A 14571-nucleotide genomic window follows, 5' to 3' on the forward strand; every position below is an offset into this window, starting at 1 on the left:
CCGACCTCGTCTCCTCCTTCGACTGCGACGACGCCGGGATCAGCGAGGAGGTGGCGGCCGACCTCATGGCCGCGCTCCGCCGGTGGCGGCGCGACTACCCGCACTCCTCGCTGGTCGCCGACGACGACGGCACCGGCATCCTGATCACCGACCGCCGCGCGGGCTGGCCGGAGGCCCGGCACCGGCTGACCGGCTGGCGGGCCGACGCCTACCGGGGGCTGCGCCGCCGCCGCACGGTCAACGGGATCTGCTCCCATTTGGGGAGACTGGGCCACGAGGTCGGCTCCGCCGCGGTCGAGGCGTGGTTGCACGACGTGCTCCGGGACGGCCTCGTGTTCGTCGACGACACGGCCTGGGTGGCGCTCGCGACGGCTCGCGTCCCGCAGAAGGTGGTCATGGACGGGGCGGGGGCGGGCCGATAGGCGTCCAGCGGCGGCTTTACCGGCGGGCTCTTGGCGGCGGGCTCTTGGCGGCGGCCGAGGTGATGTCGTGCTCGACGGGGTCGGTCAGGCGCTCGGGCGGTACGGGTCGCGCAGCGGCGTGACCCTGGCGGCGAAGTCCGCCTTGATCGCCGCCATGCGCGGGCCCGGCGCGTAGAAGCGGCCCTTGGTCTCCCCGTACGGCCGCAGCCAGCCCTTGGCCGCGAGATCCCGCAGGTCACGGGCGGCCTGGCCCTGGCTGAGGCCTTCGTCAGCCTGGTAGCGGCTGCGGCGCAGCCGCCTGTTGACGAAGACCTCGTACAGGGCGGAGACGCTGCGGTTGTTGAGGCCGTCGGTGTCGATCTGCTCCTCCAGCAGCGTCCAGATCTCCCTGGCCTCACTGAGCCGCTGCCGGACCCGCTGGGCCTGCATGTGGTGCGCTCTCAGGCAGAAGCGCACCCATGGCAGCGTGTCGCCGTGCGGCCGCCAGGAGCCGTGGTGGGTGCCGCGAAGTGCGCGGTAGTAGTCGACGGTGTTCTCACCCAGTCCGAGCCACTCCTCGATGGAGGAGAACTCGGGCGCGAAGATCTGGTCGCGGCCGAGAACCAGCGTCTGCAGAGCCCGCGACATCCTTCCGTTGCCGTCGCGCCACGGGTGGATGGCGACGAGGTTGAAGTGCGCCATCGCGCCACGTACGTGGCTCGGCGCGTCGAGATCCCCGGCGTTGAGCCATTCGACGAACTCGTCCAGCAGGGAGGGCACCCCGTCGGCGTCGGGACCCTCGTAGACGACCTCTCCCGTCGCGGAGTTACGCACGTAGATGTGGCCGGGACGCACCACACCTGGCGTCTTGTCGCGATGGTGGCCGATCATCATGAAGTTGAGCGCGTTGAGCAGCCCCACGTCGAACCGGAACACCGGCGACCGCGCCAGCGTCTGGATGTAGGTCAGCGCCTTCTGGTACCCCGCGATCTCCCGGGCCACCGAGGCGGACGTCTCCAGCGGCTCCTCACCGGACATGATCGACTCGACGTCCTCGGCGCCGGCCTGGTACCCCTCGATCGAGTTAGACCCCTGGATCGCCCGCGCCTGCAGTTGCCTGCGCAACTGGCCGTCCCACCGATGCGTCTCGGCCAGCCGGTATTTGAGGTCGCGTCGCATGTCCTCGATCTCGTCAAGGACCGTCTTGTCCGCAGGTTCCAATGCGGGAGTGCCATACAGCATGCCCATACAAAAGCATGGGCGAATCATCCGGTCAAATGACCGAATGATTCGCCCATATTGCCCCCGTTTAGGCGGCGACCGTGGAGACCACCTCGGCCGGCGCCAGCGCGATGTCCAGCACCTCACGCACGTCGCTGACCGGGTGGATCGTCAGCTCGGCGCGCACCTCCTCGGGCACGTCGTCCAGGTCCGGCTCGTTGCGGGCCGGGATGAGCACCGTCGTGATGCCCGCCCGGTGCGCCGCCAGCAGCTTCTGCTTGACGCCGCCGATCGGCAGCACCCGGCCGGTGAGCGAGATCTCGCCGGTCATCGCCACGTCACTGCGTACCAGCCGGCCCGACAGGAGTGAGGCCAGCGCGGTGGTCAGCGTCACGCCCGCCGAGGGACCGTCCTTGGGGACGGCGCCGGCCGGGAAGTGGACGTGCACCGAGCGGTCCTTCAGCGCGGTGACCGGCAGCTCCAGCTCCGCGCCGTGCGAGCGCAGGTAGGACAGCGCGATCCGCGCCGACTCCTTCATGACGTCGCCGAGCTGGCCGGTCAGGGTCAGGCCCGTCTCGCCGGTCTCGGGGTCGGCCAGGGACGCCTCGACGTACAGGACGTCGCCGCCCGCGCCGGTCACCGCCAGGCCCGTCGCCACGCCCGGCACCGAGGTGCGCTGGGTGGACTCGGGCAGCGACGACTCCGGCACGAACCTGGGCCGTCCGATGTAGCCGGTCAGGTTGTCCGCGCCGACCGTGGTGGGCAGCTCGTCCTTGGCCGCGACCTTGCGCAGGATGCGGGCGACCGAGCGCTCCAGGGACCGGACGCCGGCCTCCCGGGTGTACTCGGCGGCCAGCTTGCGCAGCGCCTCGTCCTCGACGGTCACTTCCTCGGCGGTCAGGCCGGCCAGCTCCAGCTGCCGGGGCAGCAGGTGGTCACGGGCGATCGCGACCTTCTCGTCCTCGGTGTAGCCGTCGAGCGTGACGACCTCCATGCGGTCGAGCAGCGGCCCGGGGATGGCCTCCAGGACGTTGGCCGTCGCCAGGAACAGCACGTCGGACAGGTCCAGCTCCACCTCGAGGTAATGGTCCCGGAACGTGTGGTTCTGGGCCGGGTCGAGCACCTCCAGCAGGGCGGCGGTCGGGTCGCCCCGGTAGTCGGCGCCGACCTTGTCGACCTCGTCGAGCAGGACGACCGGGTTCATCGAGCCGGCCTCGCGGATGGCGCGGACGATGCGGCCGGGCAGCGCGCCGACGTAGGTGCGCCGGTGGCCGCGGATCTCCGCCTCGTCCCGTACGCCGCCGAGGGCGACCCGGACGAACTTGCGTCCCATGGCCCGCGCGACGGACTCGCCGAGCGAGGTCTTGCCGACGCCGGGAGGACCGGCGAGGGCGAGCACGGCGCCGCTGCGGCGGCCGCCCACCACGCCGAGGCCCTTGTCCTGGCGGCGCTTGCGCACGGCCAGGTGCTCGATGACGCGGTCCTTCACGTCGGACAGGCCGGTGTGGTCGGCGTCCAGCACCTCACGAGCGCCGGTGATGTCGTAGTTGTCCTCGGTACGCCCGTTCCACGGCAGGTCGAGGACGGTGTCGAGCCAGGTGCGGATCCAGCCGGTCTCCGGGGACTGGTCGGAGGTGCGCTCCAGCTTGTCGACCTCCTTGAGCGCCGCCTCGCGTACCTTCCCGGGCAGGTCGGCGGCCTCCACGCGGGCGCGGTAGTCCTCCTCCTCGGTCTCGGTGGCGTCGCCGTTGAGCTCCTTGAGCTCCTTGCGCACCGCGGCGAGCTGCTGGCGCAGCAGGAACTCGCGCTGCTGCTTCTCCATGCCCTCCTGGACGTCCTTGCGGATCGTCTCGGCGACGTCGAGCTCGGCGAGGTGCTCGCGCGACCACTCGATCAGCCTGGCCAGCCGGTCGGCGGGGTCGGCCGCCTCCAGCAGCTCGACCTTCTGCGCGGTGGACAGCCAGGGCGTGTAACCGGAGCTGTCGGCGAGCACGGACGGGTCGTCGATCTGGTTGACCTGGTCGACCACCTGCCAGGCGCCGCGCTTCTGCAGGATGGTGGTGGCCAGGGCCTTGTACTCCTTGGCCAGCTCGTGCGCGCGCTCACCCGGGGCGACGGTGTCGACGGTGATGGCCTCCACCCACAGTGCGGCGCCCGGCCCGGTCGTGCCGGTGCCGACGCGCACGCGGTCGACGCCGCGCACCACCGCGGCGGGCTCACCGCCGGGCAGCCTTCCGACCTGCTCGACAACGGCCTGCACGCCGACGGCGCCATATCGGCCGTCGATCCGGGGAACGAGGAGCACCCGCGGCTTGTTCCTACCGGATGCCTGGGCGGCGTCGATCGCTGCCCGCACCTCGGAGTCGGACAGGTCCAGCGGAACCACCATTCCCGGCAGGACGACCTCGTCGTCCAGCGGAAGAACCGGGAGGATCAAGCTTTCACTCATGCGAACTCCAAAGGTTGAGTTATACAGACTCAAGTCATTGGAGCCCACTGGTGTTCCCGAAGGTGCGGATGTTCGCTCAGGGCGATCGTAATCATGTAAGCGCCCTACCTGAGTATGAGGGACCCAGGGTTGATGTCCTCCCGCCCGGCCCCCCGTAGGGTGGGCGCGTGATCTCGGCAGTGCTGCGTCCCTTCGCACTGGCGCTGTTCCAGGGCGACGCGGACCCGCCTCCGTTGCGCACGCGGCGCCTGCGCTTCCGGGCGCCCCGGTGGGTGCCGTTCACCGACCACATCGACCTGGTCCGGACGGCCGACTTCGTGCTCGCCTGGGTCATGTTCGGCACGTCGCTCGGCCAGCTCCTGGAGTGGGTCGAGGCCCGGGGCGAGCCGCTGTCCGACACCTACCTCTACCTGGCCGCGGCCGCGGTCTCACTGCCCATCGCGCTGCGCGACCGGTGGCCGCTGGCCGCCTGGCGGGTGGCCGCCGTGCTGCTGCCGTTCTCGTTCTGGCTGGTCCAGACGGCCGGGCACACCACGCCCCCTTACACGGGGCAGACCGTGACGATGTACCTGCTGGTGGCCTACTCCGTGGGCGCGCGCTGCGACCGCCAGATCACCATCGCGATCTGGGTGATGAGCGCCCTGACCGCGTGGATCGTCTACCCCGATTCGATGGCCATCGTCTCGGTCGGGCTGGCGGTCGCGTTCCTGTTCGGCTACAACGTCCGCGTACGCCGCAACGCCACGGCCAAGCTGCTGCGGGAGGAGGAGCGCAGCCGGGCGGCCGAGGGCGCGCAGGCGGCGCTCGCCGAGCGGGCCAGGATCGCGCGTGAGCTGCACGACGTGGTCGCCCACCACATGTCGGTGATCGCCATCCAGGCCGAGGCGGTGCCGCTCAAGGCGCGGGGCGACCCGGCGCAGCTGGAGGCGGGGCTGGGGGAGATCCGCGCCCTGTCCCTGGAGGCCATCGCCGAGCTGCGCCAGGTGCTGGGCGTCCTGCGCGACCAGGACGGCCGCACCGACACCACGCCGCAGCCGGGGCTCGACCGGCTCGACGAACTGGTGGCCAACGCCCGCGCCGCCGGGCTCACCGTGCTGGTCGAGCGGCCGGAGTCGCTCGGGGAGCCGCCGTCCGCCGTGGGGCTGTCCGCGTACCGGATCGTCCAGGAGTCGCTGAGCAACGCGATGCGCCACGCCCCGGGCAGCACGGTCACGATCACCCTGGCCCGCGACGGCGACTCGTTACGGCTGCGCGTCCGCGACGGCGGCGGCTCGGCGCCGGGCGGGCCGGCCGGGGCCGGGCACGGCCTGGCCGGCATGCGGGAGCGGGCCGCGCTGCTCGGCGGCACATTGGAGGCGGGCCCCGCCGCGAACGGCGGGTTCCAGGTGAGCGCGACCTTACCGATCGCGGGGGCGGAGGAGACGGCGTGATCCGAGTCATGATCGCGGACGACCAGGGGATGGTGCGCACCGGTTTCACGGCGTTCCTGAGCACCCAGCCCGACATCGAGGTGGTGGGCGAGGCCGCCGACGGCGAGGAGGCGCTGCGGCGGGCGGCGGAGCTGTCGCCCGACGTGGTGCTCATGGACGTCCGCATGCCGGTCATGAACGGGCTGGAGGCGACCAGGCTCCTGCTGTCCTCGGGCGAGGGCCCGAAGGTGCTCATCCTGACCACGTTCGACCTCGACGACTACGTGTACGAGGCGCTGCGGGCGGGGGCCAGCGGCTTCCTGCTCAAGGACGCCTCGGCCGCCCAGCTCGCCGAGGCCGTCCGCGTCGTCGCGGCGGGCGACGCCCTGATCGCCCCCGCGGTGACCAAGCGGCTGATCCACGAGTTCGCCCGGCTGGGCGTCCCCCGCGCCCCCTCCACCCGGCGGCTGGCCGAGCTGACCGAACGGGAGACGGAGGTGCTGGCCCTGGTCGCGCAGGCGATGTCCAACCAGGAGATCGCCGGGAAGCTGGTGGTGGCGGAGCAGACGGTGAAGACCCATGTGGGGCGGGTGCTGATGAAGCTGGGGCTCCGCGACCGGGCGCAGGCGATCGTGTACGCGTACGAGACGGGGTTGGTGCGGCCGGGCGAGTGACACGACCGCCCCGCGGCCGGGACGGCGCGGTGCGGCGGGGAGGGGCGAACGGCCAGGAGGAGGCGGACCGCCGGCCGAGTTCTCGGCGGCTGGAGGTGTCGTACCGTCCGGAGGGTGTCGGATCGTCCAGCCGCTGTCTTACGGTCGGGGAATGGATCCGCTTGATCTCTTCCACCGGTCGGCCGCGACGGTTCCCGCGTACGGGGCGTTCCTCGCCGAGCACGGCGTGGACCCCGGCCAGGTGTCCACCATGCGCGACTTCGCGCGACTGCCGCTGCTGACCAAGGACGGCTACCTCAACCGCCACCCGCTCCCCCACCTGTGCCGCGACGGCGTGATCGGCGACATGATCGCGGTGTCGTCCGGATCCACGGGGTCGCCGACGTTCTGGCCGCGTTCGGTGGACGACGAGCGGGTGATCGCGGAGCGGTTCGAGGAGGTGTTCCGCGACTCGTTCCAGGCGCGCGAACGCCGCACGCTGGCCGTGGTCTGCTTCGCGCTCGGCACCTGGGTCGGCGGCCTGTTCACCGTGGCGTGCTGCCGCCACCTGGCCGGACGCGGCTACCCGATCACGGTCGTCGCGCCCGGCAGCGACAAGCGGGAGATCCTCCGTGTCATCCCGCAGCTGGCCCCGCACTTCGACCAGGTGGTGCTGCTCGGCTACCCGCCCTTCCTCAAGGACGTCATCGACGCGGGCCTGCCCTGGAACAGGTGGAACGTCAAGCTCGTCACCGCCGGGGAGGTGTTCAGCGAGGACTGGCGCACGCTGGTGGCGGGCCGGGCCGGCATGGACGACCCGGTGCGCGGCATCGCGTCGCTGTACGGGACCGCCGACGCCGGCGTGCTCGGCAACGAGACGCCGCTCTCCGTGGAGATCCGCCGCTTCCTGGCCGGGCGTCCCGGGGTGGCGAAGGAGCTGTTCGGGGAGTCGCGCCTGCCGACGCTCGTCCAGTACGACCCGGAGGTGCGCTATTTCGAGGAGCACGAAGGGACGCTGGTGTTCACCGGCGACAACGGCATTCCTCTGGTGCGTTACCACATCGCCGACAACGGCGGAATCGTGCCGTACGACCGCATGATGCGCTTCCTCGACCAGCACGGCTTCTCCCCCTCGGTGACCGATCCGTCCCGCCCCTTCGTGTACGTCTTCGGCCGCAGTCACTTCACCGTGTCCTACTACGGGGCGAACATCTTCCCCGAGAACATCTCGATCGGCCTGGAACAGCCACAGGTCAGCTCACTTGTGACGGGCAAGTTCGTCATGGAGGCGGCCGAGGACGAGGGCCGCGACCGGCACTTCACGGTGACGGTGGAGCTGATGCCCGGCGAGAAGCCGTCGGAGGAGACGGCGCGGCTGGTGGGGGCGTCGATATTGGCGCAGTTGCTGCGGCTGAACAGCGAGTTCGCGGCGTACGTGCCGCTGGCGCAGCAGGAGCCGGTCGTACGGCTGCGGGAGCTGGGAGATCCTGAGTACTTCCCGCCGGGCGCCAAGCACCGGTACTCCCGCTGACGAGGGCGGACACCGCCTGGCAGGGGGCTCAGTCCCGTTTCGTCCATCGGCGGGGGCGGGGCGGCTCCGTGAGTCGCCCCGGATCGCCCGCCCTCGATCGCTCCGCCACATGCGACGCTTCGAAACTTTGCGAACAGCTCGGCGCCTCGCAGCCCTACGTACGCTTGCCGGTCTGCGATCGCCCCCTGGGAGACGCTGACCTGCGGAAGACACTGACTGCCGGGAGACACTGACCTGCAGAAGATGCCGCTTGTGGAGAGGCCGACCTCCGGAGGGACCGCTCGGAGGGCGCCGCCCTCCACGGGAGCCAACCGCTGGCGAGGCCTGCCCGTCGAACGGGGGGGCGGTTGACGGTAGGCGACTGTCACAAATGGGCACGGGCGGCCCGCAAACGAGCGTGGGCGGGCACGGGGACGTTAACCGTTACTCCTAGGCCCCGACCCTGGGTATGACCCGGCACCCCACGACATCCCCCCTGGGTACTACCTGCGATTTCAGACCCTGCGGTGACGCGGTCGACAGCCTCCCATCCGTAGCTTCTGATCATGCTCAGGATGCTCGCCCTAGCCGGCACTCTCGCCTTCGGCACGGCCATGGCCCTGCCCGCCCAGTCAAGCGGCCGACTCGTGAGGGTCTACGGTGACCTCACCACCGCCGACCGGGTGGCGATCGTGGTGCCGGGCGCCGACACCACAGTGGCCAACTTCGACCACGGCGTGAAGCGCCCCGGAGGCGCGGCGAAGGCATTGCTGGCGGAGACCGCCAAGGTGGGCCACGGCGAGCGGTTGGCCGTGGTGGCGTGGCTCGGCTACGACGCGCCACCGACATGGGGCCTGGGGGCCGTCACCGAAACAGCGGCCGTCGAGGGAGCCAAGGCGCTCCGCCGTACCATCACGGAGCTCCGCGAACGTACGGCCGCGCCGATCGCCCTTCTGTGCCACAGCTACGGCTCAGTGGTGTGCGCCAAGGCCGCCCCCGGCCTCCCGATAGCGGACATGGCCCTGGTCGGCAGCCCCGGCATAGACGCGACCTCCACCCACGCCCCAACGGGCACCAGAGTGTGGGCAGGCCTGGGCGCCCGCGACTGGATCAGGTACGTCCCCAAGACAAAGCTCGGCCCTCTCGGCTTCGGCGCCGACGCCCTGACCCCTGGGTACGGCGCCCGCGCTTTCGAGGTCGGTCCGGGCGGCCACAGCGACTACTTCGCCCCCGGCACCGCCTCTCTCCGCAACCTCACCCTCATCGCCCTCGGCCGCCCCAACGACGTCTCCCCCGCCTTACAGGCATAACGGGCTCCCCGCCCGGCAGCACGATCAACCACTCCCATTAGCCCCCCGGAAGTCAACCCCAGGAGCTTCTGAGGAAAGGAGGCGCGCGTAGCGGGCGCTCGAAGAGTCGATCGGCAGAGAAAGACCGCTCCCCAGGCCATCGCACCCCTCTCCTCCACCAGCAACGCCCTCCACCGCTCACCGAACAGGCTTCGGGATTACGCGAAAGAAGCGCGTTGCGAGGAGACGCCTCGGGGTAGAGGACCCGACGCGGCACGCGGCACGCGGCACGCGGCACGCGGCACGCGGCACGCGGCACGCGGCACGCGGCACGCAGCACGCAGCACGCAGCACGCAGCACGCAGCACGCAGCACGCAGCGACAGCAGCACAACTGAAGCGGCTCGCAGCGACACCGATTGGGAGCTTTCCGCCACCCACCAAACTGAAGACATGGCTCCTCACGACTGCCATCACCTCGGAGCTCCGGGCAGCGGAAGCACGCCATCACCACAGGCCTCTAATCGCGGACGCACCCCCAGAAACGTGACATCTCCGCAGCACACTCGTACGGCACGTCAGGTTTAATGACAGGGTGTCGTCATCGACTTGACTGCCCCCTCCCAGCTTTGTGACACTTCGTCATGAAAGACCAGCCACACATTGGGGTGAAGCGTGACGTCGTTCTCCGAGACCTTGAAGAACGCCACCTGGAGCGACCACGAGTCCGCCGAGGACGAGAGCTACCTCAAGGAGCTGATGAGCGGTCGGTTGAGCCAGCACGCCTACGGCGAGCTCGTCGCCCAGCACTATTTCGCCTACCTCGCCCTCGACGGCGCCGCGAAGGAATTGGCCCAGCACCCGGTGGCGGGACGGTTCGTGTTCCCGGAGCTCTATCGGGAGCAGGCGTTGGAGCGTGATCTCCAGACCATCTACGGCACCGACTGGCGACAGAAGATCGCGCCCTCCAAGGCGACGCGGACCCTGGTGGCACGGATCGAGCAGGTGGCTGACTGGCCGGGCGGTTACATCGCCCACCACTACACCCGATACATGGGCGATCTGTCGGGCGGGCAGTTCATCCGGATGGAGCTGCAGAAGATCTACGGCTACGAGAAGGGGCGCGGCGGCGTCGACTTCTATGTGTTCGATGAGGTCGGCAGCCTGCCCCGGTTCAAGAACGAGTACCGCGCCCGGCTTGACGCCCTGCCGTTCGGGGAGCGGGAACGGCAGCGCATGATCCGCGAAGTCAAGCTGGCCTACCAGCTGAACACCGAGGTGCTCGGCGAGCTGCTCCACGTTGTGAAGGCCGCCGCTTAGCAGGCCGAGCAATCGGTCAGGTGACTGAAGTGCCGCTGAGCGCCAGGTCGGAGAGCGCTCAGGCGGAGGCTGCGGCGGCCTTTCGGGTGGCGTCACGCGTTCACAGTGAGGAGGCCGCTTCCTGACACGTCTCTCGATCCTGGACGTTAGGGACCACTGTCGGCTACTGCCGAGCAATGCTGACTGCTGCTGACTACTGTCGGCCGCCGCTCAGTGCCGTCGGGCGCTGTCGGACCTGAGCGGCGTGATAGGCGCTATGGGACGCTATCGGCGCTGATGGGCGCTGATGGGCGCTGCGCGTGTCTACGCTCCTGGCAATGAAGGTGCACACGTCTGGCGGTGAAGCGCCAATCACGCCCGCACATTCACCCACATCCCATGCGTAGTGGCCCATCGGCTACGCGGCCGACTTCAGCTGACCGGCCTGCCACCTCAGCAGCGCGATCACAACACGCGGCAGCAACCTCGACTGCGACGAACCGGCCTCCACACGCCTCCGCCGTCGCCCCGCACGCTCCGCCTCAACGACATCGCCATTACGGACGTATGACCGCCCACAAGGCACGCAGCAGAGTCCCAGGATTGATCAACGCTTTCACGGGCGTGGCGCGCATCGAGAACAGGTAGACCCGGCGTCCGATCTCAGGATCCCGCATCGCCGCTCTGGCGATCAGCCTCTGTACCGCGTTCATCGGCTTCCCCTGTGCGTCCTGGCGGCCGAGCCGGTCGTGCTCCTCGATGAAGCGCAGCGCTTGCCGATAGCTCGCACTCCCGGCGTCCGGATCGGTGCCGGAGCGCAGCGCGGGAGCCGTACAAGTCACCAGCCACTCGGCTGCGCGGAACGCCCAGCCGCAGCCGACGGCCGGTGTCGGGTCGCCGGTGATGGCCGCGTCCCCCACCAGCATCAGGCCGGGGCGGGGGACGGGGTCGCGTCTGACGCACGGGTAGTCGTTCGCGCCGATCACCTTGGAGACCCGTTCCGCCGAGGACAGGTCCGGCGCGTCCGGCAGCGACACCATGAAACGCTCCAGCGCGGCCGCCCGGTCGGCCTGGAAGTCGCCGATCCGGGCCTTCACCGGGAACGCCACCAGCATGTGCAGGTCGTCGTCGGTGCGGATGAGGATGCCGACGTCCGGGTTCAGAGCCCAGATCTGGTTGCCGCCGGGGTCGCTCGGCACGACGCCGCGATAGTACGCCCACCAGCCGAAACGCTCGTTCGGCGCGATGTCCTCGGTGACTCCCGCGAGCCGGGCGACGGTGGACCGGTGCCCGTCCGCCCCGATGACCAGCCGCGCGTGGATCTCTTCGTCGCCGACGCGCACGCCGACGACCCGGCTGCCGGACGCACCGGTAACTGGGGCGGCGCGCGCAGCGGTGACTCGGCTGGAGCGGGCAGCGGTGACTCGGGGGGAGCGGGCGCCAGCGGCTTGCCCGCGGCGGGCGCCGGCGATGCGGCCGCCGCGCACGCCAGTGACCCGCCCATCGCTCACGTCAGTGACTCGATCGCCTGATTCCAGCAGGCCCGGCCCTGATTCCAGCAGCGCTGGCTCTGATTCCAGCAGTGCCGTCACGGTGCGGCCCAGCAGGAGGTCGACCCCTGGCGTCCCGGACGCGATGGTCCGCAGCAGCGGATCCAGCTTCTCCCTGCGCAGGCTGATCGCCTCGGGAAGACCCGGATCCGGCACGAACCAGCCGGCGCTGGTCCAGCGGGAGATGTGCCCGGTGACCGCGCCCGCCTCCACCATGGCCTCCCAGAGGCCGGTTCGCCGCAGCATCGGCTGGGTGCCCGCGAGAATGAAATGCCCGCAGAGGGCTTTGTGCGTGGAGATGTCGTGGTGCTTCTCGATGAGCGCGACCCGCAGGCCCGCTCTGCCGTACAGGATCGCGGCCGTGCACCCGGCCACTCCCGCTCCCACGATGACAACGTCGTACGTCATGAGGCCACGGTCCGGCACGGCCCGGACACCGGCATCGGTAGTGGATTACTGCATTTTCCGGACAAGGCATGCGCAGTACCCTCCCGCTATGAGCACGTGGCCACTGGTGGGGCGTGAGTGCGAGCTCGATCGCCTGGTGACGGCGATGACCGGCCGGGCCGGACCCGGCGTGGTGGTCACGGGACCGGCCGGGATCGGCAAGAGCCGGCTGCTGGCCGAGGCCCGGGCCAGGGCGGAAGCCGGTGGGGCGCCGGTGAGCTGGGTGTTCGGGACGTCGGGCGGGATTCCGTTGCTGCCTTTTGTCCATCTGCTCCCGCCTCAGGTGGCCGGGGGTGATCTGACCCGCATGCTCACCGCGGCGGCTGCCCGGATCTCGCGGGAAGGCGCGCTGGTGATCGACGACGCCCACCTGCTCGACCCGGCGTCCACCGCGCTGGCGCGGCATCTTCTCGCCTCCGCCACCGTTCCCGTGGTGCTGGCCGTACGCGAGCCTGACGGGTGGTGGCGTGACCTCGAACGGGTGGCGCTGGAGACGCTGACCGAGGCGGAGATCTCCGAGCTGCTGTCGGCCACGCTCGGCGGCGGACAGGTCGAGTCGGCGCTGCCCGCCCTGCTCCTGCGGCTGAGCGGCGGCAACCCGCTCCTGCTGCGCGAGCTGGTCGAGGCCGCGACCTTCACCGAGAGGGACGGCGTCTGGCGGCTCCTCCAGCCGATCCTCGAGTCCGCGAACCTGCCCGCCGCGATCGCCGCGCGCCTCGACCGGCTCGATCCCGCCGTACGGGCGGCGGCCGAGCTGGTGGCCCTCGCGGAGCCGGTCGGCGCGGCGGTCCTGGAACGCCTGCTCGACGCCGAGGTGATCGCGGCACTCGACTCCGAACGGCTGCTCGCCGCGCTCCCGGACCGGCGGCGCCATCTTGTCGCGCTCGTCCACCCCCTGTACGGCGAGGCGTTGCGGGCGACGCTGCCCCCGCTGCGGGCGCGTGAGCACCGGCGGAGGCTCGCCGACGCGGTCGAGGCCACCGGGGCGCGGCGGCGGCACGACCGGGTCAGGGTCGCGGTGTGGAGGGTGGAGGCGGGCGTCCCGGCCGACGCGGGGCTGCTGCGGGAGGCGGCGAGGGAGGCGTCCGACGGGCTGCACCACCGGCTCGCCGCCCGCCTGCTCCAGGCGGCACTCGACAACCAAGCGGCACTCGACACTCAGGCAGCACTAGACACTCAGGCAGCGCTCGACAACCAGACAGCGCTCGACAACCAAGCAGCGCTCGACAATCAGGCGGCGGCCGACAACAGCTCGTTCGAGACCCTCCTGGCGCTCGTCGCCGAGCTGCCCTACCTGGGCGAAGGCGACCGAGCCGTAGAACTGGCCCGCCGGCTCGAAGCAACCGCCCCCGACGCCGCCGCCCGTGCCCGCGCCCTCTCCGCGCGGGCACGCGTGCACCTGGTCGGCGGCCAGATCGACGAGGCGCGGCGGACGCTGACGTCGGCCGCCCGCACCACCGCCGACCCGGCGATCCGGCTGCGGCTGGAGGCGGGGCAGGCGGCGCAGGCGTTCGCGGCGGGGCATGTTCACGAGGCCGTCGAGGTCGCGGACCGGATCCTGCGCCGCCGTCCGGCCGATCGTGTGGTGCGCGCCTGGCTGGCGGTCTCGCAGGTACGCGCGCTCGCCTGCGCCGGCCGTACCCGGGACGCGATCGACCTCGCCCGTTCGGCGCTGGAGGTCGCGGACGGCCCGCGCGCGGAGCTCACCCGGATGGCTCTCCTGCAAGCGCTGGCGCTCGACGGGCGGATCGCGGAGGCGATCGAGCTGGGCCGTTCGGCTCTGGAGGGGGAGGCGGCGGGGCGGGCCGCGACGTGGCGCGCGTACTGGGCGCACGATCTGGGACAGGTCCTGCTGCTGTCGGGCCGCCCGGCCACGGCGCGGCGCTGGCTGCGGGAGGCGCTGGCGGTGATGCCGATCCACGGCATCCCGGCCAACCCGCAGATGTGGGGCCTGGACGCGCTGGCCGAGGCCGAGTCGCTGCTCGGCGAGGCGGAGCGGGCGGGCGAGACGGCGCGGCGGCTGCGCGCGGCCCTGCCGGAGGGGTTCGCGGCGCCGCGCCGCAGCGGCTCCGTCTGGGCCCGGTACGCCGGAGGTGATCTCACGGCGGCGGTGGACCTCGCCCGCGAGCACGCCGCGGAGCTGGAACGGGTCGGGTCGAAGCTGATGGCCTCGTGGGTGCTGCACGAGGCGGCGCGGCTGGGCGCCGCCGCGGCGGTGTCGGCGGATCTGCGGCGGCTGGCCGCGTCGAGCCAGAGCGCCCTGCAGCGGCTCATGGCCGCGAACGCCGACGCCCTGGCCCGCCGGGACGCGCCCGCCCTGGACGCGGTCTCCCGCGAGGCCGCC

At 71.2% G+C, this 14571-nt stretch carries 9 protein-coding genes and 1 pseudogene; 7 read left to right on the forward strand and 3 right to left on the reverse strand.

Features of this window, described 5'->3' with window-relative positions; all coding sequences use genetic code 11:
• Positions 1-422 (forward strand): annotated as a pseudogene (locus KME77_RS06780) (hypothetical protein); the annotation flags it as partial.
• An 84-nt stretch (positions 423-506) separates the two neighbouring features.
• Here KME77_RS06780 and KME77_RS06785 read toward each other — a convergent pair.
• Together KME77_RS06785 and lon are read right to left on the reverse strand one after the other, a co-directional pair.
• Positions 507-1643 (reverse strand): Fic family protein, encoded by a 1137-nt coding sequence (locus KME77_RS06785; protein WP_219463037.1) that lies wholly within the window; start codon positions 1641-1643, stop codon positions 507-509.
• 67 nt (positions 1644-1710) lie between these two features.
• Complete coding sequence (gene lon / locus KME77_RS06790) at positions 1711-4071, reverse strand: endopeptidase La (protein WP_219463039.1); 2361 nt, start codon at positions 4069-4071, stop codon at positions 1711-1713.
• 167 nt (positions 4072-4238) lie between these two features.
• Here lon and KME77_RS30210 point away from each other — a divergent pair, with 167 nt between their 5' ends.
• The 5 genes from KME77_RS30210 (at position 4239) to KME77_RS06815 (ending at position 10251) form a co-directional block, all read left to right on the forward strand.
• Positions 4239-5501, forward strand: a complete 1263-nt coding sequence (locus tag KME77_RS30210) for a sensor histidine kinase (RefSeq protein WP_219463041.1) — start codon at positions 4239-4241, stop codon at positions 5499-5501.
• On the forward strand, positions 5498-6154 hold the full coding sequence (locus tag KME77_RS06800) for a response regulator (protein ID WP_219463042.1): 657 nt from the start codon (positions 5498-5500) through the stop codon (positions 6152-6154). Before KME77_RS30210 ends, KME77_RS06800 begins: the two co-directional genes overlap by 4 nt.
• 151 nt (positions 6155-6305) lie before the next feature.
• The gene (locus KME77_RS06805) at positions 6306-7664 is read left to right on the forward strand and encodes a phenylacetate--CoA ligase family protein (RefSeq protein ID WP_219463044.1); all 1359 of its coding nucleotides are present in this window, start codon (positions 6306-6308) and stop codon (positions 7662-7664) included.
• Positions 7665-8209: 545 nt separating this feature from the next.
• Positions 8210-8953: an alpha/beta hydrolase gene (locus KME77_RS06810; RefSeq protein WP_219463045.1), complete on the forward strand. Its 744-nt coding sequence runs from the start codon at positions 8210-8212 to the stop codon at positions 8951-8953.
• Positions 8954-9606: 653 nt separating this feature from the next.
• Positions 9607-10251: a biliverdin-producing heme oxygenase gene (locus KME77_RS06815; RefSeq protein WP_219463047.1), complete on the forward strand. Its 645-nt coding sequence runs from the start codon at positions 9607-9609 to the stop codon at positions 10249-10251.
• 536 nt (positions 10252-10787) lie between these two features.
• On the opposite strand, the gene KME77_RS06820 is transcribed toward KME77_RS06815, so the two are convergent.
• Entirely contained in the window at positions 10788-12188 is a 1401-nt protein-coding gene (locus KME77_RS06820) for an NAD(P)/FAD-dependent oxidoreductase (protein ID WP_219463049.1), read from the reverse strand.
• Between the two features lie 88 nt (positions 12189-12276).
• Between KME77_RS06820 and KME77_RS06825 the strand changes: the two genes are divergently transcribed.
• The coding region (locus KME77_RS06825; RefSeq protein ID WP_219463050.1) for an AAA family ATPase at positions 12277-14571 on the forward strand (2295 nt) is incomplete at its 3' end.

This window comes from Nonomuraea rhizosphaerae, from assembly GCF_019396405.1.
Taxonomy (GTDB): domain Bacteria; phylum Actinomycetota; class Actinomycetes; order Streptosporangiales; family Streptosporangiaceae; genus Nonomuraea; species Nonomuraea rhizosphaerae.

What these genes read in the sequence shown, in the direction of transcription:
- KME77_RS06805 (WP_219463044.1), top strand. Translation starts at nt 6,306, where the DNA reads ATGGATCCGCTTGATCTCTTCCACCGGTCGGCCGCGACGGTTCCCGCG.
- KME77_RS06810 (WP_219463045.1), top strand. Translation starts at nt 8,210, where the DNA reads ATGCTCAGGATGCTCGCCCTAGCCGGCACTCTCGCCTTCGGCACGGCC.
- KME77_RS06785 (WP_219463037.1), bottom strand. Translation starts at nt 1,643, where the DNA reads ATGCTGTATGGCACTCCCGCATTGGAACCTGCGGACAAGACGGTCCTT.
- KME77_RS06820 (WP_219463049.1), bottom strand. Translation starts at nt 12,188, where the DNA reads ATGACGTACGACGTTGTCATCGTGGGAGCGGGAGTGGCCGGGTGCACG.
- lon (WP_219463039.1), bottom strand. Translation starts at nt 4,071, where the DNA reads ATGAGTGAAAGCTTGATCCTCCCGGTTCTTCCGCTGGACGACGAGGTC.